Origin of the sequence: Streptomyces sp. NBC_00212 (assembly GCF_045206365.1) — a bacterium.
In the GTDB taxonomy this organism is placed as follows: domain Bacteria; phylum Actinomycetota; class Actinomycetes; order Streptomycetales; family Streptomycetaceae; genus Streptomyces.
Genome location: NZ_CP108115.1, coordinates 5,399,596 through 5,422,126, shown reverse-complemented (window position 1 = coordinate 5,422,126; position 22,531 = coordinate 5,399,596). Strand labels below are relative to the sequence as shown.

The 22,531-nt window shown below is 69.5% G+C and carries 29 protein-coding genes and 1 tRNA gene; 6 read left to right on the top strand and 24 right to left on the bottom strand.

Annotated features, from left to right (window positions below):
* Positions 1-330: 330 nt before the first annotated feature.
* Positions 331-1,764, bottom strand: a complete 1,434-nt coding sequence (locus OHA17_RS24835; protein ID WP_406508431.1) for an MFS transporter — start codon at positions 1,762-1,764, stop codon at positions 331-333.
* 182 nt (positions 1,765-1,946) lie between these two features.
* On the opposite strand from OHA17_RS24835, the gene OHA17_RS24830 reads away from it, so the two are divergent.
* Positions 1,947-2,021: transfer RNA gene (locus OHA17_RS24830), tRNA-Cys, on the top strand.
* Between the two features lie 81 nt (positions 2,022-2,102).
* Here OHA17_RS24830 and OHA17_RS24825 read toward each other — a convergent pair.
* The 5 genes from OHA17_RS24825 to OHA17_RS24805 all read right to left on the bottom strand — a co-directional run bounded on the left by OHA17_RS24825 (position 2,103) and on the right by OHA17_RS24805 (position 6,316).
* Positions 2,103-3,371, bottom strand: a complete 1,269-nt coding sequence (locus tag OHA17_RS24825) for a tyrosine-type recombinase/integrase (protein ID WP_406508430.1) — start codon at positions 3,369-3,371, stop codon at positions 2,103-2,105.
* 10 nt (positions 3,372-3,381) lie between these two features.
* Positions 3,382-3,603 carry a helix-turn-helix domain-containing protein gene (locus tag OHA17_RS24820; protein ID WP_406508429.1) on the bottom strand — a complete coding sequence of 74 codons (222 nt, stop codon included), beginning with the start codon at positions 3,601-3,603 and terminating at the stop codon, positions 3,382-3,384.
* Between the two features lie 192 nt (positions 3,604-3,795).
* Positions 3,796-5,058, bottom strand: a complete 1,263-nt coding sequence (locus OHA17_RS24815; RefSeq protein WP_406508428.1) for a DUF3631 domain-containing protein — start codon at positions 5,056-5,058, stop codon at positions 3,796-3,798.
* Entirely contained in the window at positions 5,055-5,408 is a 354-nt protein-coding gene (locus tag OHA17_RS24810; protein WP_406508427.1) for a hypothetical protein, read from the bottom strand. Before OHA17_RS24810 ends, OHA17_RS24815 begins: the two co-directional genes overlap by 4 nt.
* Positions 5,405-6,316: a bifunctional DNA primase/polymerase gene (locus tag OHA17_RS24805; RefSeq protein WP_406508426.1), complete on the bottom strand. Its 912-nt coding sequence runs from the start codon at positions 6,314-6,316 to the stop codon at positions 5,405-5,407. Before OHA17_RS24805 ends, OHA17_RS24810 begins: the two co-directional genes overlap by 4 nt.
* Positions 6,317-6,458: 142 nt before the next feature.
* Here OHA17_RS24805 and OHA17_RS24800 point away from each other — a divergent pair, with 142 nt between their 5' ends.
* A complete protein-coding gene (locus OHA17_RS24800) occupies positions 6,459-7,469 on the top strand; it encodes a hypothetical protein (protein ID WP_406508425.1) in 1,011 nt (336 codons plus the stop codon).
* A gap of 124 nt (positions 7,470-7,593) precedes the next feature.
* Here OHA17_RS24800 and ssb read toward each other — a convergent pair whose 3' ends face one another.
* The 16 genes from ssb to OHA17_RS24720 all read right to left on the bottom strand — a co-directional run bounded on the left by ssb (position 7,594) and on the right by OHA17_RS24720 (position 17,516).
* Positions 7,594-8,049: a single-stranded DNA-binding protein gene (gene ssb / locus OHA17_RS24795; protein ID WP_406508424.1), complete on the bottom strand. Its 456-nt coding sequence runs from the start codon at positions 8,047-8,049 to the stop codon at positions 7,594-7,596.
* A 10-nt stretch (positions 8,050-8,059) separates the two neighbouring features.
* Positions 8,060-8,740 carry a hypothetical protein gene (locus OHA17_RS24790; protein ID WP_406508423.1) on the bottom strand — a complete coding sequence of 227 codons (681 nt, stop codon included), beginning with the start codon at positions 8,738-8,740 and terminating at the stop codon, positions 8,060-8,062.
* Complete coding sequence (locus OHA17_RS24785; RefSeq protein ID WP_406508422.1) at positions 8,737-8,940, bottom strand: hypothetical protein; 204 nt, start codon at positions 8,938-8,940, stop codon at positions 8,737-8,739. The genes OHA17_RS24790 and OHA17_RS24785 overlap by 4 nt, the downstream gene beginning before the upstream one ends.
* Positions 8,937-9,266 carry a MazG-like family protein gene (locus OHA17_RS24780; protein WP_406508421.1) on the bottom strand — a complete coding sequence of 110 codons (330 nt, stop codon included), beginning with the start codon at positions 9,264-9,266 and terminating at the stop codon, positions 8,937-8,939. The genes OHA17_RS24785 and OHA17_RS24780 overlap by 4 nt, the downstream gene beginning before the upstream one ends.
* 11 nt (positions 9,267-9,277) lie before the next feature.
* Positions 9,278-9,763 carry a hypothetical protein gene (locus tag OHA17_RS24775; RefSeq protein ID WP_406508420.1) on the bottom strand — a complete coding sequence of 162 codons (486 nt, stop codon included), beginning with the start codon at positions 9,761-9,763 and terminating at the stop codon, positions 9,278-9,280.
* A gap of 24 nt (positions 9,764-9,787) precedes the next feature.
* Complete coding sequence (locus OHA17_RS24770) at positions 9,788-9,979, bottom strand: hypothetical protein (RefSeq protein ID WP_406508419.1); 192 nt, start codon at positions 9,977-9,979, stop codon at positions 9,788-9,790.
* A gap of 225 nt (positions 9,980-10,204) precedes the next feature.
* Positions 10,205-12,373 carry a hypothetical protein gene (locus tag OHA17_RS24765; RefSeq protein WP_406508418.1) on the bottom strand — a complete coding sequence of 723 codons (2,169 nt, stop codon included), beginning with the start codon at positions 12,371-12,373 and terminating at the stop codon, positions 10,205-10,207.
* 2 nt (positions 12,374-12,375) lie between these two features.
* Positions 12,376-13,503 carry a hypothetical protein gene (locus OHA17_RS24760; RefSeq protein WP_406508417.1) on the bottom strand — a complete coding sequence of 376 codons (1,128 nt, stop codon included), beginning with the start codon at positions 13,501-13,503 and terminating at the stop codon, positions 12,376-12,378.
* A 585-nt stretch (positions 13,504-14,088) separates the two neighbouring features.
* Positions 14,089-14,310, bottom strand: coding sequence for a hypothetical protein (locus OHA17_RS24755; RefSeq protein ID WP_406508416.1), 222 nt, complete (start codon positions 14,308-14,310; stop codon positions 14,089-14,091).
* A 36-nt stretch (positions 14,311-14,346) separates the two neighbouring features.
* Positions 14,347-14,673 (bottom strand): hypothetical protein, encoded by a 327-nt coding sequence (locus tag OHA17_RS24750; protein ID WP_406508415.1) that lies wholly within the window; start codon positions 14,671-14,673, stop codon positions 14,347-14,349.
* A gap of 28 nt (positions 14,674-14,701) precedes the next feature.
* Positions 14,702-15,088, bottom strand: coding sequence for an RRQRL motif-containing zinc-binding protein (locus tag OHA17_RS24745; RefSeq protein WP_406508414.1), 387 nt, complete (start codon positions 15,086-15,088; stop codon positions 14,702-14,704).
* Positions 15,088-16,095 (bottom strand): DUF2637 domain-containing protein, encoded by a 1,008-nt coding sequence (locus tag OHA17_RS24740; protein ID WP_406508413.1) that lies wholly within the window; start codon positions 16,093-16,095, stop codon positions 15,088-15,090. The genes OHA17_RS24745 and OHA17_RS24740 overlap by 1 nt, the downstream gene beginning before the upstream one ends.
* Positions 16,092-16,622, bottom strand: coding sequence for a hypothetical protein (locus OHA17_RS24735; protein ID WP_406508412.1), 531 nt, complete (start codon positions 16,620-16,622; stop codon positions 16,092-16,094). The genes OHA17_RS24740 and OHA17_RS24735 overlap by 4 nt, the downstream gene beginning before the upstream one ends.
* A complete protein-coding gene (locus OHA17_RS24730) occupies positions 16,619-16,963 on the bottom strand; it encodes a hypothetical protein (protein WP_406508411.1) in 345 nt (114 codons plus the stop codon). The genes OHA17_RS24735 and OHA17_RS24730 overlap by 4 nt, the downstream gene beginning before the upstream one ends.
* The gene (locus OHA17_RS24725) at positions 16,960-17,256 is read right to left on the bottom strand and encodes a hypothetical protein (RefSeq protein ID WP_406508410.1); all 297 of its coding nucleotides are present in this window, start codon (positions 17,254-17,256) and stop codon (positions 16,960-16,962) included. Before OHA17_RS24725 ends, OHA17_RS24730 begins: the two co-directional genes overlap by 4 nt.
* A gap of 89 nt (positions 17,257-17,345) precedes the next feature.
* Positions 17,346-17,516: a hypothetical protein gene (locus tag OHA17_RS24720; RefSeq protein ID WP_406508409.1), complete on the bottom strand. Its 171-nt coding sequence runs from the start codon at positions 17,514-17,516 to the stop codon at positions 17,346-17,348.
* A 587-nt stretch (positions 17,517-18,103) separates the two neighbouring features.
* Between OHA17_RS24720 and OHA17_RS24715 the strand changes: the two genes are divergently transcribed.
* From OHA17_RS24715 to OHA17_RS24700, 4 genes are all read left to right on the top strand, one after another.
* Positions 18,104-18,457 carry a GntR family transcriptional regulator gene (locus OHA17_RS24715; protein ID WP_406510803.1) on the top strand — a complete coding sequence of 118 codons (354 nt, stop codon included), beginning with the start codon at positions 18,104-18,106 and terminating at the stop codon, positions 18,455-18,457.
* Positions 18,458-18,691: 234 nt separating this feature from the next.
* Positions 18,692-19,708, top strand: a complete 1,017-nt coding sequence (locus OHA17_RS24710; RefSeq protein ID WP_406508408.1) for an AAA family ATPase — start codon at positions 18,692-18,694, stop codon at positions 19,706-19,708.
* Positions 19,708-20,292, top strand: coding sequence for a guanylate kinase (locus tag OHA17_RS24705; RefSeq protein ID WP_406508407.1), 585 nt, complete (start codon positions 19,708-19,710; stop codon positions 20,290-20,292). The genes OHA17_RS24710 and OHA17_RS24705 overlap by 1 nt, the downstream gene beginning before the upstream one ends.
* Entirely contained in the window at positions 20,289-21,140 is an 852-nt protein-coding gene (locus OHA17_RS24700) for a DUF1932 domain-containing protein (protein WP_406508406.1), read from the top strand. The genes OHA17_RS24705 and OHA17_RS24700 overlap by 4 nt, the downstream gene beginning before the upstream one ends.
* On the opposite strand, the gene OHA17_RS24695 is transcribed toward OHA17_RS24700, so the two are convergent.
* The gene (locus OHA17_RS24695) at positions 21,137-21,781 is read right to left on the bottom strand and encodes an HAD family hydrolase (RefSeq protein WP_406508405.1); all 645 of its coding nucleotides are present in this window, start codon (positions 21,779-21,781) and stop codon (positions 21,137-21,139) included. The two genes, OHA17_RS24700 and OHA17_RS24695, sit on opposite strands and share 4 nt — an antisense overlap.
* Positions 21,782-22,008: 227 nt before the next feature.
* The gene (locus OHA17_RS24690; protein ID WP_406508404.1) at positions 22,009-22,524 is read right to left on the bottom strand and encodes a hypothetical protein; all 516 of its coding nucleotides are present in this window, start codon (positions 22,522-22,524) and stop codon (positions 22,009-22,011) included.
* Between the last annotated feature and the right edge of the window lie 7 nt (positions 22,525-22,531).

The following is a 22,531-nucleotide window of genomic DNA, read 5'->3' as shown; positions in this document are numbered from 1 at the left end:
GCTGAAGTGTCCAGTGCCGGCCAGCACTAGTGCAGCTAGGGGCGGGGCTGCGACGACCCGGGTCCACCTACAGGGGCGCGGGGAACTGCGCGAGGAGCGACCACGGCCCGCGGACGAAGTCGGGTCGCTCGGGGGCGCGAGGAACTGCGCGAAAAGCGACACGGCCCGCACCCGAAAGCGGGCTGTTCGGGGGCGCGGGGAACTGCCCGAAAAGCGACCACACCCCGCACCCGGCACACTCCCCCGGAGGGTTGCGGGAAGGGGCGGGGTGGGGCGAACTCCCGGGGTCTGGGGCGGAGCCCCAGGACAACCCGGGCGGAGCCCCATCGCTCAGCTCCCCCGGACGCGGCCCGCGACAAACGCCCCGACCACCGCCACCACCCCCATCGGCAGGAACACCACCAGGAACGCCCCCGGGTGCGAGGCCGTCGCCCCCGAGACCGCGCCACCCCCGAGCGCCGCGAACCCTGCCCCGCCCACCGCCAGCAGCAGCACGTTGGACAGGCCGTCCGAGATCTGGAGGGCGGCCGAGTTCGCGCCGGCCTCCTGCGGGGCCGACAGCTTCAGGAGCAGCACGCTAGTCGAGGCGATCACCATGCCCATGCCGAAACAGCCCACGCCCCACGCGACGCCGACCACCCACACCGGCACCGCCGCGACGAGCACGCTCGGCGCGGCCACTATCGCGAGGGCCACCAGCACCATCCCGCCCACCATCAGCCGCTCCCGGTACACCTCCATCCGCGGCCGGGCCTGTACGTACGAACCCAGCGCCCAGGTCGCCCCGCCGACGGCGAGCGAAAGACCGGCCATCGTCGGCGTGAGCCCGCGCTGGGTGACGAGCATCAGCGGCACGAACGACTCCGCAGCGATGAACGACCCCGCCGCAAGGCCGCGCAGCAGCACCACCGCGGGCAGCCCGCGCGCCGCCCGCCAGGTGCCGTGCGGCAGCAGGGCGCGCCGTCCCGCGACCGCCGGGGCCAGCAGAGCCACGCCTGCCACGAACGGCAGCAGGGACAGCCACCTCAGCTCCTGCCCCGCGTACTGCAGAAGCCCGGCCCCGACCGAGATGCCCAGCGCCAGCCTGATCCGGCGCCGATCGAAGGGCTGGACGGGCGCCGACGGCTCGGCAGGACCCGACGCCATCCGCCGCGTCGCGGGCAGCGCGAGCGCCAGCGGGAACACCACGAGCACCGGAATCCCGGTGAACACCCAGCGCCAGCCCAGCTGTTCGGTGGCCGTCCCCGCCACGAGCGGCCCGACCACGGAGGGCACCACCCAGCCCGCCGCGAACGCCGCCATGATCGTCGGCTGGAGCCGCGCGGGGTAGGCCCGCCCGATGACGACGTACAGCGCGACGATCACCAGCCCGCCGCCGAGCCCCTGCACGGCCCGCCCCGCGATGAACGTCCACATGTTCAGCGCGGTCCCGGACAGCAGCAGCCCCGCCGCGAACCCCGCCATCCCGACCCCGAGCGCCCCGAGCGGCCCGCGCCGGTCGGCCCACTGCCCCGCGACGACCATCCCGAACAGACTCGTCGTGAAGTACGCGGAGAAGGCGAACGCGTACAGCGACACCCCGTCCAGCTCCCGCGCCGCGACGGGCATGGCCGTACCCACGGCGGTCGCCTCGAACGCGATGAGCAGCACGACGGCGATGATCCCGAAGCTCAGCGCGCGGAACTCCCGCCCCAGAATCCCCCCGGCGGGGAGCTCGGCCATGGGGCCGGCCGTACGGGCATCGGACGATTCAAGGGCGCTCATCCGCCCACAGTAAGAGCCGCACCGCGCCCCGCCCCCTGCCAAAGGACGGGACTCCAGCTACGTAAATAGTCGTAGTCCCAAGCCCGAACATGAACGCCGTATGGCAGTCCCATTGCACCCCACCGACCCCCCTTCCCCTCCCCCGCGCCGCCCCCTACGGTCATGTCAACGCACCAGCACACGGCCGTGTGCCCGAGTGGTTGAGGGACTCGCCTGCAAAGCGAGTTACGCCGGTTCGATTCCGGTCACGGCCTCCAATGGCTCTCATCAGGGCATACGAGTAGGGCGGTTCACCACACGGTGAACCGCCCTACTCATTGCTCGTCTCAGTTTCCGTCTCAGTTGGCCGGTACGAGCGCCCCGGCCGCACCATCGTCGTCCGGCCTATCGGCCTCAGGCTTCCAGATCAGTCCGTCGACCTGCTTCGCCACGTCGGTACGCACGGCGTCGACCATGTGCTGATATCGGGCAGCCATGGCCGTTGTCGACCATCCCATGAGCCCCATGACGGCCCGCTCAGGCACTCCGAGGATCAGCAGAACCGTAGCTGCGGTGTGGCGGGCATCGTGCAGTCGCCCGTCACGGACCTTCGCTGTCTTCAACAACTCTTTCCATTCCGCCCAGTCCTTGCGGTGAGAAGCGATGCGCCCTTTCTCGTCAGGGAACACCCAACCCCCTTCGGTCCAGCGCTTTCCTGCCTTCTCCCGCTCGACTTCCTGTTGTTGGCGATGGACCCGCAACAGGTCGACAAGCTGTTCCGGAAGGCCGACCGCGCGGCGGCCGGCTCGCGACTTGGTATCGGCAGTCTCCGGATTGGTACGCCGGCGCTCCGGGCAATACCCCGCCTTACGTCCGCACGGTTCTGCGCAGCCGTGGGCGTACTGCGGACGATGCCGGCTGCGCCGCACCACCAGGAATCCACCGTCCAAGTCCAGGTCATCCCACTTCAATCCGAGCACTTCCCCTTGTCGCAGCCCAAGGGCGAGTGCCACGGCCCAACGCGCCGAATTCCTCTGCTCACTCGCAGCCTTCAAAAGGCGCTGAACTTCATCGACGGAGTACGGTTCCACTTCTTCCTCCCTCACGCGTGGGGCCTTGGCCAGTCGCACCGGGTTTTGTGCCAGATGGCCGCGCCGTACGGCTTCGTTCAGCGCGGTGCGGAAGGTCCGGTGAGCCTGATGAGCGGTGGCGGGCTTGCTGCCCGCCAACATCATGAGGCTGTAAAAGTGCTCGATGTGCTCGGGCTTGAGCTGATCCAGCTTGTGCGCGCCAAGCCCGGGAATCAGGTGCTTCCTGACAGCGACGCCATAGCCGACCATGGTGTTCGAGTTGACCCCGAGGGGCGCAATGTTCTCGATCCAGTGGGTGAGCCATGCGGCGACGGTCCACGCCCGGCCGGGCGTGCGGAGCGTCTTCGCATCCCGCTGACGCTCCAACTCCTTGACTGCTTTCGTGACTTCAGCGCGGGTCTTGCGCTCAACGTGCCGACGGTCGGGCTTGCCGTCCGGCCGCACGCCGACGGTCACGCGGCCGTGCCACTTGCCGTCCGCCCCCTGGTAGATGGAGGAACGGCCGTTCGGCTGCCGGGTGCGCTTCTTCTCTTCCATGGCGAACCTCTCAAGCAGCAAGCGACGTGGGGTGGTTGGCGGCGCGGAGACGTGCGACGAACTCCGGCAGGGCGTCGGCGGGAACGCGCCGCAAGCGCCCCACGGGGACGGATTCGAGCTGTCCCGTGCGGATCAGCGCGTAGCAGTTGGTCCGGCCGATCCGGAGCCGTCGGGCGGCTTCTTCCACGGTCAGCAGGAGAACGGTGGGGTCTTCGACATGGGCCGTGTCCATGCAGCGCTCCTTGGTAAGGGCGGTGGTGCTGGAACACGGGGGCGGGGTCGCTTCCCCTCCCCCTTGGGGATCCGCAACATCCGCCACGCCGCAACATCGCTGGTCAGCGGCTTAAATTTGTGGCGGATAGCGATTGTGTGGCGGATAGATGCCGCCGCGCGGGTGCGCGACGGCATCTCGGGTGGGCTGGGGTCAGCCGACGATGCGCATCAGGGGCGGAGTGGCATCCGCGTCGGGCGTATCCGCCACACGACACGGATCCGCCACAGATTCCCCCCCTGTGACCTGCGATGTTGCGGTGTGGCGAATGTTGCGGATTTCTTCGGACCGAGAGCAGTAGCGGCTCCACGCGTCGTCGAGGTCTTCCGCGTAGTAGCCCTTGGGGGTGGTGCTGCCGACCCGGATGCCCCGGGGCCTGATCGGAGTGTTGTCGGGCTTCACGTACTGACTCAGGAGCTTGGACAGCCGGCGAGCAGTGAGCGGCTTGGTGGCCTGTCCGTCCTCGCTCATGTCGGCCCACGGCGCATCGTCCAGGGAGAGCAGGACTTCGAGGATGGCCGCGGTCGGCATCCGGTCGACGCCGCAAAACACGCGGTCACGCAGATCGGTCAACAGCCGCACACCGAGCGAGGCTTCGTCGCCCTCGCTCGCGGCCTTGATGAGCGCCAGGCACGCGGCACGGCCCCGCTCGGGCCAGTGCCCGCCCGCCGCATCGGCGACCGCCAAGAGGGGCTCCCACACGTCGGCGGGCCGGTCGGTGACGCCTTCGGGCATCTCCGGCCAGGCTTCGGCGACCTGGTCGTGCAGGGTGGCGGTCCATTCCGCAAGCCGGTCACGCAGGGCGTGGCCCTGCTTCTCGTGGATCCGGCGCCGGTAGGGCTCGCACGTCTCGTTGGGCGCCTTCTTCCGCATCCGGATGATGACCGAGCGCGTGAGGATCGTGTCCGGGAGCGAGCCGAGTCCGGCCATGGCGACGGCGCAGAACGAGGGGAAGAACCCGGCCTTCTGGTCGTTGCCGTCGCCGACGCAGCGCAGGGACTTGGCGCCGCGCCGGTAGCCGGAGTTGAGGAACCCGCGGACCTCTTCGTTGCCGCCGGCCTTGGGGCCGAAAACGGTGTCGATCTCATCGAAGAGGAGGGTGGGGGTTCCTTCGTCGGCCGACACCAGCCGGAACAGGGCATTGGCAGAGGCGTTGACGGTGGTCGCGGCGCGCGGGGTGAGGGTCTCCACGATTTCCAGGGCCCGGGACTTGCCCGATCCGGGCTCGGGGCTGAGGAAGGCCAGGCGGGCGGTGCCGTCGAGTGCGTCCATGAGGTGGGCGTGCGCGTCCCACAGGGTGACGGCGGTGTAGGCGTGTTCGGTGGGGAAGACGTTGAAGCGGCGGTGGAACGCCTCGACCTCGTCGAGCAGGGCGGCGCCGTCGATGGCGGGCGCGGCCGGGTTGGTGCTGGTCATGCGGTGTTCCTCCCTTCCTGTGCGTGGAGCAGGGGGCACTCGGTGCGGTGCGTGGTGTGGTCGTTGATGAGGGCCAGCACCCGGGGGCGTCCGATCGCGCTGAGGTCCTGGCCGCAGGAGCAGCGGGAGCGGGCGGTGGGGGTGGTGCCGCGCGGGGCGACGATGTGGAGCAGGGCGACGATGCGTCGTCCGTCGTCATGCGCCGCGTCGAGCGGACAGGCAGATGCGGACGCCCTTCGGGCGCCGTCCTTCGCCGCACCACCAGCACCCGCCCCACGGGATCCGGCGCGCTCCGGCCGGTCGGCGGGGGTGGGGAGGCTTTTCAGGGCGGGGGTGGGGTGGGTGGTCATGCCGTCTCCCGGGGCCGGGCGGTGCGGATGGACCAGTTCAGGGCGGAGCGCAGGGTGGAGCGGCACTCGTACGCCTTGAGTCCGGCCGCCTCCCCCGCCCCCTGAAAAGCCTCTTCGACCACGTGGCGGGGGATGTCGCCCCAGGCCACGAAGCGCCCCAGGGAGCGGGCAGCCTTGAACAGCACCGCTTCCCGCTCTCCTTCCGGGGCCGCCGCGATCGCGGTGCACTCGCGGTCCAGGGCGACCTGTGCCACCCGGCTCGCGTTGTGGGCCGGTGCGATCGCGACCGGACCCGCGGCCCTGGGGGCGGGCTGAAGCTCGCACCGCAGCCAGTTGGGCAGCGGGGCGACGGGAGCCGGATTGATGACCTCGTAGACGCCGGCGGTGACGATGCTGCCGGGAGCCACGACGTAACCGCCCCAGGCCCGGGTGTCGACCAACGGGGCCAACATTCCAGCCGTGTTGGCCAACCGGACGCCGGACAGGGCGCGGAAATACAGGTGCTGTCCGGCACTGGGGGTCCGCACCGTGTACGTGACGGGGACTGGCTGGCCGGCGCGCTCGCAGAGCGCAGAGAAGGAGGTCACGCCGCAAGGCGTGTCCGCACTGCTCGTCCCCTTGGGCACGTCCAGGTCGACGACCACGAGGTGCGCGGGGCCGGTTGCGATGCCGACGTTGAACGCCCCGCGGCCCCATGCCCGTTGGATGCGGTCGGGGTCGGTGGTGGCGCGCTGCTCCCACTTGCGGTGCCCGCCGGCGCACTCCCCGGTGGCCGGGCAGCGGTCTTCGCCGTGGAGCGCGGGGCGCTTGGCGCCGGAGCGGAGCGGGAAGACTGGCCACCCGCGCTCGGCAGCGGCTAAAGCGGCGGCGAGCAAGCAGGCTCGCCGTGGGGCGGTGCAATGGGTCATGCTGGGTGTCTCCAGTTCTGTGAGAAGTACTGGTGGACAAGGGCGGTCCCGGCTTTGGCGAGACGGGGGCCGCCCTCGGCGTATGTGCGGTGGTGCGGATGGTTCAAGAGGGGTTGTCAGTGGCGGGAGTTAGGTTTGTGGGATGACCACTCTTGAACTCAAGCCGGGCCTGGTGACAACGCGCGAGGCGATCGCGCAGACCTTCGGCTGTGGAACCTTCCAGGGCATCGAGCCGGCCGACGAGGCGAAGAAGGTGTTCGTCTACTCCGACCCGTCCGCTGGTGAGGAGTACGGCTACACCTTCGACGGGCGGGCCGAGGACGACGAGTTTGGCCCGCTGTACCTGTACACCGGCGCTGGTGCGAAGGGTGACCAGAGCGTTGCCGGGCGCAACAAGTCCCTGCGCTACCACGGGGAAGATGGCCGCGATGTCCACCTGTTCGTGGCGCACGGCAGGGTTCCCGGGGGCGGGGCGATGCGGCAGCGCTACATCGGGCAGATGGCGGTGGACCCGGTCCAGCCGTTCGAGGTCCGTCGCGGGCCCGGCCGCGACGGCGTGATGCGTAACGTGCTGGTCTTCCGGCTCCGACCCGTCCCGGGCACGACACCGGCCTGGACCGAGGCGGACAAGCTGCACCCGGCGGGCAGTTCGGGAATCGAGGTGACCGCGTCGTCTGCGGTGCAGTCGGCGCCCGTGAACCTGCCGCAGCACACCGGCGCGAAGGCGAAGAAGTCCGAGCAGCACAGCACGCCGGAGACCGTGGTCGACATTCCGGCCGTGACCCGCAAGGTGCTGCGCCGCGAGGGCGAGTTGGTGACGGCTTTTGAGGCGCACCTGGCGGCCCAGGGGCACACCACGCACAGCTTCCAGATCACCATCAAGGGCGAACCCGGAGCGCTCACGCCCGACCTGTATGACGCGAGTGACCACGTCTTGTACGAGGCGAAGGGGCTCACCACGCGGTCCAACATCCGGATGGCGATTGGGCAGTTGGCGGACTACCGCCGGCACATCCCCAACCCTGAGACGGTACGCGTCGCGGTGCTGTTGCCCAGCGCACCGACTGACGACGTCCAGGACCTGCTCACGGAGCAGAAGGTGGCGTTGGTTTACCAGACCGAAGACGGATTTGCTGGCTGGCCCCTGACCTGACCATCACCGCCATCTGCCCCAGAGCTGGGCAGGTGCGGCATGCTGGAGAGGCCAGTTCTGTGAGAAGCACTGGTGGACAAGGGCGGCCCTGGCTTTGGCGAGACGGGGGCCGCCCTTGGCGCAGCTAGAACGGGGGTTCGTCGCCGCTCTTCGCGGCCGGGGCGTCGCCCGTGGCGCCCCAGGCGTCGTCCCCGGGTGTGGCCTGGGTGGCGGGGCGCTTGGCGGCGATGTCGACGGTGGTGAAGCGCAGACTTGCGCCGATTTCGTCGATTTCCAGGGCGAGCATGGAGCGGTTCTCTCCTTCGGGGGTCTGCCAGTTGTGCTGGCGGATCCGGCCGAAGGCGACCACGCGTGAGCCCTTGGTCAGGCTGTCCGCGACGTGTTCGGCGAGCTGGCGCCAGGCGGCGCAGCGGAAGAAGGTGGCGGTGCCGTCCGTCCACTTCCCGGAGTCCTTGTCGTAGGTGCGCGGGGTGGCGGCGATGGTGAACTTGGCGAGTGGCGCGCCGGAGGGCGTGAACCTGAGTTCCGGGTCGGCGGTCAGGTTGCCGATGACGGTGATCGGGGTCTCTCCGAACGACATGGCGGTCTCCTCAGTGGCTGGTGTGGGTGCGAGCGTGCTGGGCGCGGGGTTCGAGCAGCGCGAAGTGCAGGGCGGACTCGGCAAGCACGCCAAATGCGTAGGTTGCTTCGGGGAGGCTGGCGGCGCTGTCGAGTGCCTGATGCAGCTCACTGGCCTCGCGGTCGGTGAGGTGGGGCTGGTCGCTGAGGCAGTCGGCATGCATCCCGGCGCTTTCGGACAGCAGCATGCGGGCGTGAGCGGCGATGAACTGGGGGTAGTGGTTCCAGTGCTTCAGGCCCGTCATCGTGGACGGGTCCCGGTGCAGCCCGCCCGGGATGAGGTAGAACCCCTCCGACGTGCGGCCGAGTTGGACCGCATCGGGGTGCTGGCCGTCCAAGACGCGAAGGATGGCCCAGATGGAGCCGTAGGCGTAGCCGATGGCGGCGTGGACGTACAGGGATCGCAGCCTGTCCGCCTGTTCGCTGAAGATGTCGCCGATCGCGAACAGGGCCTGGTCGTGGGGCAGGAACGGCATGGTGTCGGGGCGGTCGTCGACCTGTACTCGGCCGTCGACCGGACGCAGCCGGTTCAGGTCGTAGCTGTCGCGGGCTACTTCGGCGGTACGGGAGGCGTGTTGAGCCTCGCGGGCCGCGGCACCAAGTGCGTACACGCTGTCGCTGAGGGACTCGAACCAGGCGGGGCTGGTCTTCATGTCGTGCTCCGTTCGGGCTGGTCGGTGCGGATGACGGCGAAGGTGTCGGTGGTCGCGTCGTAGTGGACGTGGACCGGCCCGGGCGCAGCGGCGCGGGCCGCGGTGGCGCGGTGCGCCGCGTGCAGGGAGGCGCGGGGGTCGCCGGCGGAGAAGGCGTCGAGGCGGACGGGGTGGTGTCCAGTGCAGGAGAGGCAGGTCATCGCGGGCTCACCTGCTCGGTGTTGAGGCGGCTGGCGGCGACGTGGAGTTTGGCCTCCAGGACCGCAGGCGGGGCGCTGGTGAAGGAGTGAAGGGCGACCGCGGCGGCGATGATGACGTCGCACAGCTCGTCGGCTACGTCGTGGTGGTTATGGGTGACGCCCTTGCGGGGGTTCTGACCCGTCGCGCCGATGTATGCGGCGGATGCCTCCCCGGCTTCCTCGCCGACCTTCAACAGGCGCATGGCGATCTCGTGGGGTGAGGTGCCGTTGGTGGCGTCGAGAGTGGCAGTGATGCGGGCGGCCAGGGGCCACAGGCTGGCGCTCATAGGGGCGCTCCTTACTGGTGGTTGATGGTGCCGTTGGCGCGGCCGAACAGGCCGGTCGCGGTGATGTGCTGCGTGATCTGCGTGGGCCCGGTCATCCGGCGCCGGACGCCACCGAGCAGAGCGGGTACGGCGAGGGCGCCGGCGGCGATGAGGGCGACGGCAGCCCACAGGGCGTGGCTCAAGGCGATCAGTCCCGGGGCTGCGTAGGAGAGCCCGATACCACCCGCGGCGATGCCGAAGCCAACGGTCGGGGCGAGCAGGGCGGTGGTTTTGGCCCACGCCGGGATCGGCTGCGATCCGGCCGGGGCGGGCGGCGGCTGGTGGGCGGGCGGCTGGACGTAGGCCAGGGCGCGCTGTCCGTCGGGCAGGGTGACCAGTTGCACGCCGGGCGGGATCTCGTGCGGCAGCATCACGGCCCGCGCGGGGCCGGGCTGGTAGGCGAGCGGGCTGGGGCTCAGGGCTTTGGTGGTGATCTCGTAGGCGGCGTCATAGGGCACAAGGTGCTCCCTTCAACAGGGTTCTCAGGCCACGTGGTTGAGCGCGGTGACGATCGCCGTGCACATCGAGCGGATGGGACCGGCGGCTCCGGTCGCGGCGGTGAAGAACCCGAAGAGGAACAGCACGAGCGCGCTGAGGGGTCCGATTTCGCGGTTGCGGAACAGCATGAAGGTGAGCGCGCCGAACAGGGCGACGGCGGACAGGGTCACGATCACGAGCAGCCTCCCGGAGACGACCGTCGGGCGGCACCAACGAGGTGGCGCCGCCCGACGAGCAGTGACGGTGTGTAGCTGTAGTGGGGTGTGGCTACTGGGTAGTGGGTAGTGGGGTCCCCAGTAGAAACACGCCTGTTCCCGGAGGTGGGGCCGCTAGTAGGGCGTTCTAGTGGGTAGTGGGGCGTTCCCCACTACCCACTACCCAGTAGCGGTGAGTGACCGGCTTCAGGCGTGATCGGGATGGATGTAGACGGAGCGCGGCCCGTTCTCTCGGTAGATCAACTGGCCCCGGGAGACCGGTTCTTGCAGGGCGGCACGGACCGTCTTGCGGTCCTTGCCGACCATGTCGGCGACGGCGGAAGGCTTCATGCCCGCAGCCCCTGCCGCCTCGATCGCGGTGATCGCGTCGGCGAGCCACTCCGGTCCGCCCTCCCGCGATTCCGGCTCCAGCGTCGGCTGTTCGCGTTCGCCCTTGCGGAAGGCGGACAGGTTCAGCCCCGGATGATCCCGGCGCGGCTCGCGGCGGGGTTCTTCGGTGGTGCCGAACTGTTCGTCGATCTGCTCCAGGAACCGGGCCGCGAGCTCATCCTCCGCACTCGCCCCGGGCTCAGCCTGTTCGGGTTGGTCCGGCTCGCGCAGGGCGGTCAGGTTCAGCCCGCGCCGCGGCGCCTGCTCGACTCCCGGAACCACACCCCCTGTGCCGGTCTCGATGGCGGCGAGGGTGGCGTTGGAGTCGCGCATCCAGGCGATGCGGTCGGCATCCCAGCGCCGCGCGTACGCGGCGCCGGCGGCTTTGGCGGAGATGTCGTCCAGCCGGGGGTGCCGGTCTGAGGTGGCGATGACGATCTCTCGGATCTGGTGCGGCAGGATCCGCCACGTCTTGAACAGCCCGACCGGGGATTCCGGGGTGGCCATGAACCCGGCGCCCTTGTACGGGGCTTGCTCGGGGCGCAGGCCGCGGGAGCCGGGGAACATCTTGGACAGGTCCATGCCCTCGGTCTCCCCGCCGGTCAGCGCGACACGGGCCTTGGCCTCGCGGCGGATCATCAGGTTCCCGAGCACGCTGCTCGTGGCACCGAGCGCGGTGAGCACGGTGCGGATGCCCATCGAGCGCAGCAGCCGGATGACCTCCAGGATCTTCTCGGCGAGCTTGCGCATCTTGCGGTCGGTGCTGACCAGGATCTCCGCACCCTCGTCGATGACCAGCTCGATCTGCGGGATCGACGCGCTGATGGGCAGCAGGTCGGTGTTCTCCCGCGCCAGCAGATCCTGATACGCCATCTTGCGGTGCCGGCCGACCGCGAGGGCGGTGTCGAGCAGGAGGAGGGCTTCGTCGTAGGTGGAGGCGAGCCAGTCGATCCCGGGCCGGATCGGCCTGCCGCTTCCGGCCGATTGGAGGGCGGGAAGGACCCAGGGCAGGCCAGCCGATCCGGCGTTGAGGTCGATGACCCAGGTCAGGACGTCGGTGGCGCGGGCGAACCCGGCCAGGATGACGTGCACCATGTTGGTCTTGCCCGACCCGGTCGGCCCCACCACCAGCGCGCACTGCTCACGCAGGAAGGTCAGGATCTTGTCCGCGTTCGAGCGGTAGCCCCAGGGGATGCCGGTGTGCAGGGACAGCGCCCCGTACCCGGCCGGGTACGGGGTCTCTTCCATGAGGACGTTGACGGTGCCGACGTCGATGAGGGTGCGGCCCTGGTGGATGCCGGGGCCGGTGGTGACGGTGCAGCCGTGCGGCAGATGCGCATCCGATGAGAGGGCCGCCGACTTCTTGGCGATCGCGTCGTAGGTGGCGCCGCCGGGGAGTTCGGCGTCGATGGTGAACCCGGTCCCGGCCTCCCACTTCTCCACTGCCAGGATGCGGATCCGGATACCGCAGACCCGCTCGATCCGCCCCGCCCACTCCTCAGCGATCGCGCGCCGCTCGGCCGACAACTCGGCCGCGATCTGGCGCTGTCCCGCCGCGAGGGCTTCCTCCTCGCGGGCTTCCTCGTAGAGGTTGGTGGACCGGGTCGCAGCGCCCATGGCCACGCCGATCGCGGCGAGGGATCCGAGTGCTTCCCAGGTGAGCGGGCCGTGGGCCATGGCCCACGTGGTCCAGCCGCCCCCGATGAGCCAGGAGGCGGCGCGGGCGGCGACGGTGCGGCCGGCGTTGCGCAGCCGGATCCCGGCCGCCGCATGCCCGATGGCCCCCGCGGTGCCGACCGCGAGCGCCCAGCCGGGCGGCATCCCGCCCGCAGCACCGCAGGTGGCCACGGCGAACGCTCCGGTGGTGGCGGACAGGGCACCGGTCACGGGTCCGTGACCGGCCGCCCAGTCCCACTCCGGCCCCGTCGCCAACTCCACGGCCGGCTCGGCCTTCTTGGTCTTCTTCGTGGTGGTCTCGGTCGGCATGGTCAGACGTTCCACTTCTTCTCGGCATCGGACCCGTTGCGGGGGTCCTCGTGGCGGGCGATGTCGCCTTCGTGGATCTCGCGGAACCGCGGCCCCAGGTCGACCGCCGCGTCCACGGCGGAGAGCAGGGACTTGTAGATGTCGTCGAACCCGTCGGCCACCTCCTTCTCGAAGGCGAACTCCCGGTCGGAGCGCTCCGCGAGAATCAGGAAGGTCTTAGCGACGCACTCCAGAGCGGAAGGGAGGTTGTCGATCATGTCGACGACCTCCATGTTGCTGTCCGGGTCGTACGTCGCCGCGGCGTTCTGCATCTCCGACGCGGCCTCTTCGAACTTGAAACCAGACACGTTCTCGACCTCCGAAACAGTCGGGTAGGACACGGGCACCATCCGGGCGGGGCGCTCTACGCGGTCCCCGATCGCCCCCGGATCAGCGGACGCGGCGGCATCCGCGGCGGCCTCTTCCTCGCTACGGGTCTTGCGGATCCGCGCATCCCGCTCGGCGCACTGGCGGCGGGCCTTGTCGACGATGCGCCGGTACAGACGCCGGCCCGGATGCACCAACCACGGGATCCCCAGACGGCGCCCGATCGGACTGGTCACCAGACCGACCAGGCCGAGCGCGCCCCCGAGAGCGCAGGCGAGCAGGCGCTTGCCGAACATGCGCGCCGCCGACCGCCACAGCGCCCACCGCGCCTTACGGCGCGCCGGCGCCTTCCGCGCCGCCGACCGCTTGGCCGCCAGAGCGGCATCCGTGGCCCGGTCCTGCTTGCCCCGGGCCTTCGAGATGAGCGCACGGGCCCCGGCACCGGCTTTGCGCCCGCCCCACGCGGCGGCACGGCCGAGCGGTCCGCGCCCGCCTCCTCGCGCGTCGCGCTTGGCCTGGCGGGCGGCGGCTTTGGCGTCACGCCGGGCGTCGGCGACGGCCCGCCGGTCCTGCGTCGCGCCCGTGCGGGCGGCCGAACGGGTCGGATGCCGGCGGGCGTTGGCCGTGCGCAGAGCGCGCGCCTGCCCCAGCCTCCCGGCCCCGGCCCCCGTGCGGCCGACTCCGGAACGGTTGCCGAGACCCTGGTGGGCGCCGCCGCGACCGGCCGGTGTCTGGCGCCTACCCAGACCTCGCCCCGTCCCCATCGCGGTCCGCGATGCTGCACCGCGGCCCGAACTGGCAGAACCCGCACGGGAAGTGGTCGCCCTGCCCCGACCGCTACTTCCTCGGCCCGACAGAGAACCTGCGCGGTTCCCGCGTCCTTGGGTGGGCAGCCCGCGGCTCGGCCGCCGGGCACCAGTCGCGGTGCTGCGTCCGGTGGTCGTGGAGCGTGGGCGGGTCTGGCGTTGTTCGGCAGCGAGGCGACGGGCACGGATACCGGCAGCGACGACAGCGAGCAGGGCCGCGCCGCCGGCCGCCGCGGCAGCGCCGACCGGCCCGCCGGCCAGGCCGCCCGCGCCGATCACGCTCGCGGTGGTGTTCGCGCTGGACAACGCCAGCGGCAGGACCGGGTACCCGCCCGGAGTGTGCGCCAGCTCCGGAACGTCAGGGGCAGGATCCGGCTCGGAGGCGGGGGTGGGGTCGGGGGGTGGTGCTTCAGGGGCTACTACCGGTTCGGTACTCAGGTCAGTCATGCTGAGTGCACTCCTTCGAGGGAGTAAGCAGGGCCCGGACGCAGCCGGCCAAAGCAGGCGTCCGGGCCCTGCGCAGGAAAAGCGGGACCGTGCAGATCAGAGCCGGTTGGGCTCAAGAGCGAAGAACGTGACGACCCCGCCGCGGCCCGCCTCGCGGGCCAGGTGCTGGCGCATCTGCGTGAACACGTCGGCGCGGGTGGTGCCGGAATCGACGTACGTGACGCCGTCCACGGAGCCGTACGTGCCGTCCGGGAACTGCATCGTCAGCACGAAGTGATACGCCACCTTCGCCGCCTCGGCCGTAGACGTGGAATCCATCGAAACCTCCTGGTCAGAACGGGTGTTGGCGCCAGGTCAGGGGCGGGCGTTGAGTTCGTGGCAGGGGTGGGAGGCCGCGGCCTCCTGCCAGCGGCGCCGCTCGGCCGCATCCACGTGCGCCACGCGCACCTTGTACGCGCAGTCCACCTCGCGGCAGCGGTAGAGGGTGCTGTCGAGCCTCTGCGTCACCCTGTCCAGGGAACTGAGCAGGGCGCTGCTGACCGCCATGGCGCAGGCCATGTAGAGCGGCCACGGCACGCCGTAGCCGGCCAGACGGGTCCCGGTCCAGGTCCCGCAGACCACGGCGACCACCGCGCCCGTCAGCGAGATGAGGTGCAGGCGTGTCCGGTGCGCGATGTGCATGGTGAACTCCTTGATCGTGTAGTGGTGTTCAGGCGGCGCGCTGTCCTTCGGCGTCGGCGCACAGCAGGCACATGCCGAGCGAGCGCGGAATGCAGTAGCTGTAGACCACGCGGCACTCGGGGCAGGTGCGGCGGGCCAGCATCGCCAGCGCGAGCGCGCCCCACTTCCGCGAGGTCATCGGGCGGACCGGCTTGGCGTGGTCGACGCGGTAGAGGAACGCCACGCTCACCCCCGCCTTGCGCCGGCGGGACTCGCGCATGAGCTGGGCGGCAACCTCCTGCCCGCCGGGCCGCAGCCCGCGGGCCCGAAGCTGTCGGCGCGTGGCGTAGCCGTCCGGAGCCAGCCTCCAAGGAAACGTCGGTATCCCGTAGCGGGCGCCGGCCGGGTCGTAACAGCGTGCGTAGGCGGTCGGCATCAGCGGCTCGCAATCGCCAGCTCAGCACCGCCGGTGCTGGGATCGCGGTGTTCGGCGTAGCGGGAAGAGACCCAGCCGACCGACCAGCCGCACAGTTCCGCGGCCTGCCGCACCGGCAGGGCCGCCTCGTACGCGGCCGTCACGATCTGGCGGGCCTCATCCTCAGCGAGCTTGGTCTGCGCGGGCCCACGCTCAAGAAGCGCATCGCGTTCACGAGCTGCGCGCTCCTGGCGTTCACGCTGTTCACGCTCCGCCCTCGCGATGCGCTCCCGCCGCTCGGCTTCGGCCCGCTCACGCGCCTGCCGTTCAAGGTCCACGCACTCTTGTTCACGCTGTTCACGCTCGCGTTCAAGGCGTTCACGGCTCTCCCGCTCAGCCGCCTCCGTACGCTCGCGCTCTTCGCGTTCCTCGCGGCGTTGGCGCTCTTCCCGCTCGCCCTGTTCACGGGCCAGGCGGGCTTCGTGGTCGCGGCGTTCACGCTCCTGCGTGGCGGCGTGCTCGCGTTCCTCCCGCGCGTCGGCGCGGGCCTGCTCGGCACGCTCCCGGGCCTTCTGTTCGGCCCGGTCCCGCTCGGCCTGGCGCTCCGCTTGCAGAGCGGCTTGAGCCGCGGCGAGGGCCCGCCGGTAGGCGAGGCTGGTCTCCGCCGTGACGATCAAAAGCAGGGGCGCCACGGAGTGGACGGCCACGCCGACCAGGTCTTTCCTCAACGCGGAGTCGCCGATGTTGAGGGCCCATGTCATGAGGCCGGTCATCCAGCGGAGCAGGATCGGCCAGGTGCCTCCGTGCCCGCCAAGGCGGGCCAGGACGTCATCGAGCTTGACCACGATGACCACCGCCGCATCCACCACCAGCGGCAGAATCGGGGCCGTCCACGCCCACTCAGGGGCCGTGTGCCCGGCCATCAACGGCGTGACCGTGAGGATCGAGTAGAGCATCGCTCCGCACACGATCAACCATGTGCCGCCCGACAGTGCCCGCTCCGCTGAACGCGTTTGAACACTGTTCACGCCGCACCCCTCACCGGCACCGCCGCGGGCGGGAACACCCGGCGGAACCCGTTGGAGGCGGCGTCGTAGACGAACGCCTCACACCGCCACATGAACGCGGACGGCGCACGTTCATCGCACGGCACCCACCCGTCCGCGGCGACGCCATGGGTGGTGGTGTCGGCGTGGGCGTCCTCGCGCGAGCGGTAGACCGTGTGCGGCTCACCGAAGTGGAACAGCACCGTGAGCGTCTCTCCGTCCACCGGGCCCCGCTCCAACTCCGCCCGAAGGCGACGCAGTTCAAGGCCCTTCAGCAGAAGCTGCTCCTGCTGCGCGGCCAGCTCGCTCACGGCCCCGGCCAGGAGCACGCTCACCTCTTCGCTGGCCGCCTCCGCCCGCTCGGCCCGGTCGATCGCCGCACTCAGCTCCCGTGCGTGCCGACCCGACGCCTTGTGCGCGGCCTCACTCGCCTGACGAGCACGCTCGAACGCAGCGTGGGTGTCGGCTTCGAGGAGCGCGAGGCGCTTCCTGGTGACGATGCGGATCATGCCGTCACCACCGATCGAGCACCCTCGCCCACGACGGTTCCCGGCGGAATGGCGGCGTAGCCGAAGAGACGGACGTCAGCGCCCGCATAGTCGGCGCGAGCCAGCAAGCACCAGGTCCGCCCCTGTTCCTGGGGACGAAGTTCCACCGCATCCGGGTCGATACCCAGCGCGGCCCGCCACGCCTCAAAACCCGGCAGGTCATCGTGGAAGGACAGTTCCACGCGGTCCGGCCAGATCGTGGAAACGGATACCCCACCCGCGGGCAGCTCTGCGAACTCCGCAGCCAGCAACCGCAGGGCACGCAGCGCGACCGTCAGGTCATCGAGCCTCAGCGTGGTCATGCCGCCACCCCGCTCCGGCTCGGCCGGCGCCGCCGGCTCGTGGATCCAGCCAGCGGGACGACGTTGAACAGCTCCGGGGCGAACGCCTCGATCGCCTCAGCGGCGACCCGGGAGACCTGGTCAGGCAGGTTGGGGTAGTCGGTCAGGATGTCGCGGGCCGCATCCAGGCGGGCCGCGCGCTCCATCTCGCTCTCGCCCTCCACCCCGAGCCACAGATCAACCGGGGTCCCCAGGGCCAGCTCAACGAACTCGATCGCGGTAACAGGTACATGACCTGCAACGATGTTCTTCATGGGGCGTGTCTCCCTAGCAGTAGGTACGGCCCGAACAGCGCCCCCGGAGTAGCCGCTCCGGGGGCGCACAGCGTTCGGAGAGTGGAAGGTCAGGCCGGGCGCGGGTAGTGCGAAACACTCGGGTTCGTGTGCATCGGGTTGTCGGCGCACTCCTCGGCCCACGTCTGGTGGGTCCAGCAGGTCCTGCGGTCATCGCCGTGCATGCCCGCGTCCTCCAGGTCGTTGTCACGCTGGATGGCCGCGGCGAGCTTCTTGTCCATGGCGGACCCCATTCCGGGGCCGGACTCTCCGGCTCCCCTCAACCCCGTCCGTACGAGACCGCCCCGAAGGGCGCCCGGACGGACGGAGGAGGCAACCGGCGCGGCGCCAGCCGCCGCGAAACAGTCGAAGACGACCGGTCGGCCGCGGCGCTCAATCGCGCTCACGGACCGGGAATAGAACGACGCCACCGTGCCGGTCTCTCACGGCCGCGCCCATCGCTTTCGTCGACTCACTGCCACTCCTTCACGTCGCTGAACAGGGGATACGCACTGCAAGGGGGACCCAGTCCCCACCCTCCGGCCGTTGCTCGCGGTCACCGGGCCACCTCGCCAGTCGGGCCGAAGCCCTGTCCCCTGGCCTTTAGCGGGATTGCAGCGTCCCCGCCCTCTGCATTCGTGCAGGTCAAACAGGCTGATCAAGCGCTCTACCTCTTCCGAGGCGAGCCACTTTCTCGGCTCTGCCTCAGAGTGCACTGTGAGGCAGAGTGCGTCAAGTCCCTTCGCGGAACAGGCTGCGTGGGACGCTGGTTCTATCTCTGCGGCTTAGGCACTATGAGGCAGAGATCGAGACGAGACTTGGGGTGCAGATGGTCGAGTGGACCGGCGAGAAGTTCGCCTACCAGCAGGTAGCCGATGACCTGCGGCAACGCATCGCGAAGGGCGAGTTCACCGAGACCGGGCAACTCCCCTCTTACGGGAAGCTCCAAGAGTCGTACGAGGTCACGGTGACCGTGGCCCGCGCCGCCATCAACCAGTTGAAGACAGACGGGCTCGTCGTGAGCCACCAGGGCAAGGGTGTCTTCCTGACGCCCGCCGCCGGCCGCGCAGCGCAGCTCGCCGATCCGGTCGGGACCGTGGTCGAACTGCGCGAGGAAGTCGAGCAACTGCGGAGCGAGGTTGGAGAGCTGCGCCGACGCGTCGCGACCCTGGAAGGGAACTGACCTTCCAGCAAGCCGGGGTGGGTTCTGAACAGTCGCGCTGCGGGACATCTGAACCTCCTCGTTCGGTGTGTGCACTACTTCACATCCGCAGGGCGAAACCCGGTATCACGTCCCGCTACCTGAGAAAGTCCAAGCGGTTTTATACATCCGCTTACACATGCGCTATCACGAATTTCCACAGCGCTAGTCGGGCCGCTACACTCGCGGCTCCGACTAGCTATCTAGGAGGGGCAGATGGCTCGGAAGCACCCGGATTGGAAGCCGGATCTCCTGCGGATGCACCGCGAGGAGATAGGGCTCACTCTGGAAGACACGGGGGAGAAGCTTCGCGAAATCGCGGAGCGGCACGGCTTCAACATTGCCGCGAACTTCCAAACAATCTGGGGCCACGAAAAAGGCTCGGTATATCCCGGTCCGCATTACCGCCGGGCGTACTGCCGCCTCTATCGTCGCAATGAGGCTCAACTCGGCTTCCGTAAAGCCCTGCCCGGAGAGGATGCCCCTGTGGAATCCGTACCGGCGCCCGCTTCCGCTGAGCGAAAGCTCCCCGACCAGCCGGACGCAGTACGCAAAGCGCTGAGCAGCATCCGCGAGGGTACGGACGACGTGGACAGCGAGGCTCTGCGCAATCGTGTGGTCAACGCATGGAGTCGCCACACGGCAGGGGCAAGCACTGACGGACCGACCGTGATCCTGGTCGGAGGGTATGCCGGGTCGGGGAAGTCGGAGTTCGCGAAGTTCCTCGGGGGGCTCACCGGTTGGCCGATCCTCGACAAGGACTCACTGACGCGCCCGCTGGTCGATCAACTCCTTGTCTCGCTAGGCGGGGAGGCACACGACCGGAGTTCCGAGCTATACCGGGAGAAGGTCCGGCCGCTCGAATATCGGTGCCTCATGGAAGCCGCCTGGGACAACTTGGATTGCGGAATCTCAGCAATCCTTGATGCTCCATTTATCACAGAGTTCGCTCAATCCGCCTGGATGCAGCGGTTTCAGAATCGTTGCCGGTCGAAGCGGGTTTCGGTCGCCACGATATGGGTTGAGTGCGACGTCGAATCTATGCGCGAGTACATCGAATTCCGTGGCGCGGCACGTGACGCCTGGAAGATGGAAGCGTGGGACGAATACGCGTTGGGGCTCGACCTGAAGTTCCGTCCGCAGGGCCCGCACTTCGTTGTCGACAACCGGCTGGGCGCCGCTGTCGCCCTGGTCGACGAAGCACGCGACGTGCTGAGTGGGGGTGGGCTGTGATGCCGTCCGGCGTGATCCTTTACGGGCCGCCCGGCTCCGGCAAGGACACCGTCACCAGTGAACTGGTTCGGCTCCGGCCGGAGTTCGCGCTGTTCGAGCGGCTCAAGGCCGGTCCCGGGCGTACGACGGGATACCGGCTCACGACCGTTGACCACATTGAAGAGCTGTCGCGCGCGGGAGAACTCCTCTACCGCAACGCCCGCTATGACGCCGAGTACGCCATCGACCGGCAGGGCGTCACGTCCCTGGTCGACGCCGACCGAATCCCCGTTCTGCACATGGGGCAGGTCGTGGGGGCCAGTGCGGTGGCGGCCTTCCCCCTGCACTGGATTCGCGTACTCCTGTGGTGCGCACTGGACGTCACGGAGTCCCGTTCCATCGGCCGCGGGGACAAGGACGTAGAGGCTCGGGTGAAGGTTTGGCACGAGACCCGAGAGGATCTGTTGGCCCACGAAACCGAGCCGTGGACGCTCGCCCTCCGGACCGATCAGCTCAGCCCCACCGAGTCGGCCAAGGCCATCATCGAAGCCCTCGCAGCCACGGCCTCAGCCGAGAGCCAGAACATTCGGGAGCTTGTCGGATGACGACGCTCGGCATCCTGCACCCGGGCAGCATGGGAGCCGCCGTCGCCGCTCAGGCACGGCGCTCCGGTGCTGAGGTTCTGTGGTGCCCAGTCGGCCGCAGCGCGAGCAGCAAGGCCCGTGCCGAAAGGTACGGGCTCACTCCCGTACCAGCGCTGAGCGAGATGGCCGAACGGGCGGACATCATCCTGAGCCTCTGCCCGCCGGCCGCGGCTGAAGGCGTGGCGCAGGACGTCGCGACGTACTCGTACGCCGGTATCTACGTCGATGGGAACGCGGTCTCCCCCGCGACGATGGCCAACATCAGCGCCATCGTGCAGCGCTCCGGGGCGATCGCGGTCGACGGCTCCGTGATCGGGTCCCCGCCGTCGGACTCGAAGAGCCCACGCCTGTATCTGTCCGGCCCGGTCGACGCTGTATCGCTGGTCGCCCGCCTCTTCAACGGAAGCGCCGTCCAAGCACGGCCCTTGCCAGGCGGGATCGGTCAGGCCTCCGCGCTCAAGCTGTCATACAGCAGCTACCAGAAGGCGAGCCGTGCGCTGGCCGCCGTCGCCTACGCCCTCGCCAGTGACCACGGGGTGGAGGCAGAACTACTCGACATCGCCGAAGGGCGCACGACCAGCTACCTGGCAGAGATTGCGTACTTCCCGAAGGTCGCCGCTCGGTCATGGCGCTGGGGCCCAGAGATGAAGGAGGCGGCGCGCGCCCTCGAAGAGGTAGGGCTCCCCTCAGATCTGGCCGACGCCGCGGCTGCCGTCATGGAGCGGTGGGCAGGCCTCAAGGACACTTCGCCTGATCTTGCGCTGACGCTAGACAAACTGCACGTGGCCCCGGAGGCGGAGCCGACCTAGACCGTGGCCCCTCGCAGTACCTCGATGGCCTCCGCGAGGCCCGGCACCATGACGTCGGGCTCGCGGGGGCCATCGGCCCATTCGCGACCGTTGGCCACCCAGAGCGTCCGCAATCCCACCGCCCTTGCCCCGCCCATGTCCGTCTCGGGGTTGTCGCCGACCATCCACCCTCCGGCGCTGAGCGAGGCACCGCACTCCGCCGCCGCAGCCTCGAAGAAACTACGCTCCGGCTTCCGCACCCCTACCTCCCCCGAGACACAGATGCCGTCGAAGAGCGGGGCGAGACCTGTCTCAGTGAGCTTGGCGCGCTGGATGTCGCCCGCGCCGTTCGTCGCGATGCCGATCGTCCATCCCGCGCCGCGTAGCGCTTCGAGCCCTTCCCGGCCCCCAGGGAAGCAGCGCACCGAACGCGCGACGCCATCGACGTACTCGTGCCAGAGGTCGCCCAGGTCGGCAGTGAGACCGAGGGTCACCCGCAGGTCCACGAAGTCCTCAGGGCGTGCCCGCTCGCGGAGCCGATCGCAGATGACGGCCTCCGCCTCTTGAGGCAGGGAGCGCGAGCGTACGAAGCCACGGGCCCAGTCCTCAAGGCCCGCGCTACGGTCAATCAGAGTGTTATCCAGGTCGAAAAGTGCCAGCACACGGCGACGCTACGGGATCGGCCGTCCGGCCGCGATCCGTCTCAGTTTCCGTCTCGTTCATGGACGTTCATCGGCGTCCGGAGCCGTTCACTCCGCACCGCTGGGCGCGATGTCCGTACGGTATTGAACGCCGACGAACGAGACCGGATCAGGCCCTGACCGGCCCGGACAAACCTGCAAAGCGAGTTACGCCGGTTCGATTCCGGTCACGGCCTCCAACAGCCCGATCAATTCCGGCACTTGAGATCCCGTTTGGCGAACTGGACGTACTGCTTCATCAGGGTCGTGAGTACGTCCCGGGTCTGCTGGGTTTTGGGCGACCGGTCCGCCGTCAGTTCCAGTTCGATGTACTTGGCTGAGGGCGGCAGGGCCAAGCCCCTGGGGAGATCCGGTCGCTCGCACAGGAAGACGGAGGCGGCTGCGCCGTCCCAGACGAACGCCTCGTCACCCGCTTCGATGTGTGAGCCAAACGTCCGTGCCGCGTGGTTCCAATCCGTACCCTTTCCGCTCCTTCGGAGCTCGGCCCACGCCACGAATCGCGAATTGCCGTCGATACGCACCGCGCAGTACGTACTCCGCTCGCTACCAAAGACGTCGATGGGACGATCGTTCTCCACCTTGGCCGTGTCACCGTTGGGCAGCAACGGTGCGACCGAACTGCTCGCGAAGACCCCCCAGCAGACGTTCTTCGGCATACTCGGCACCGAGGGCTCGGCCGAGCAACCAGCCATGATCAGCACCACGATCAGT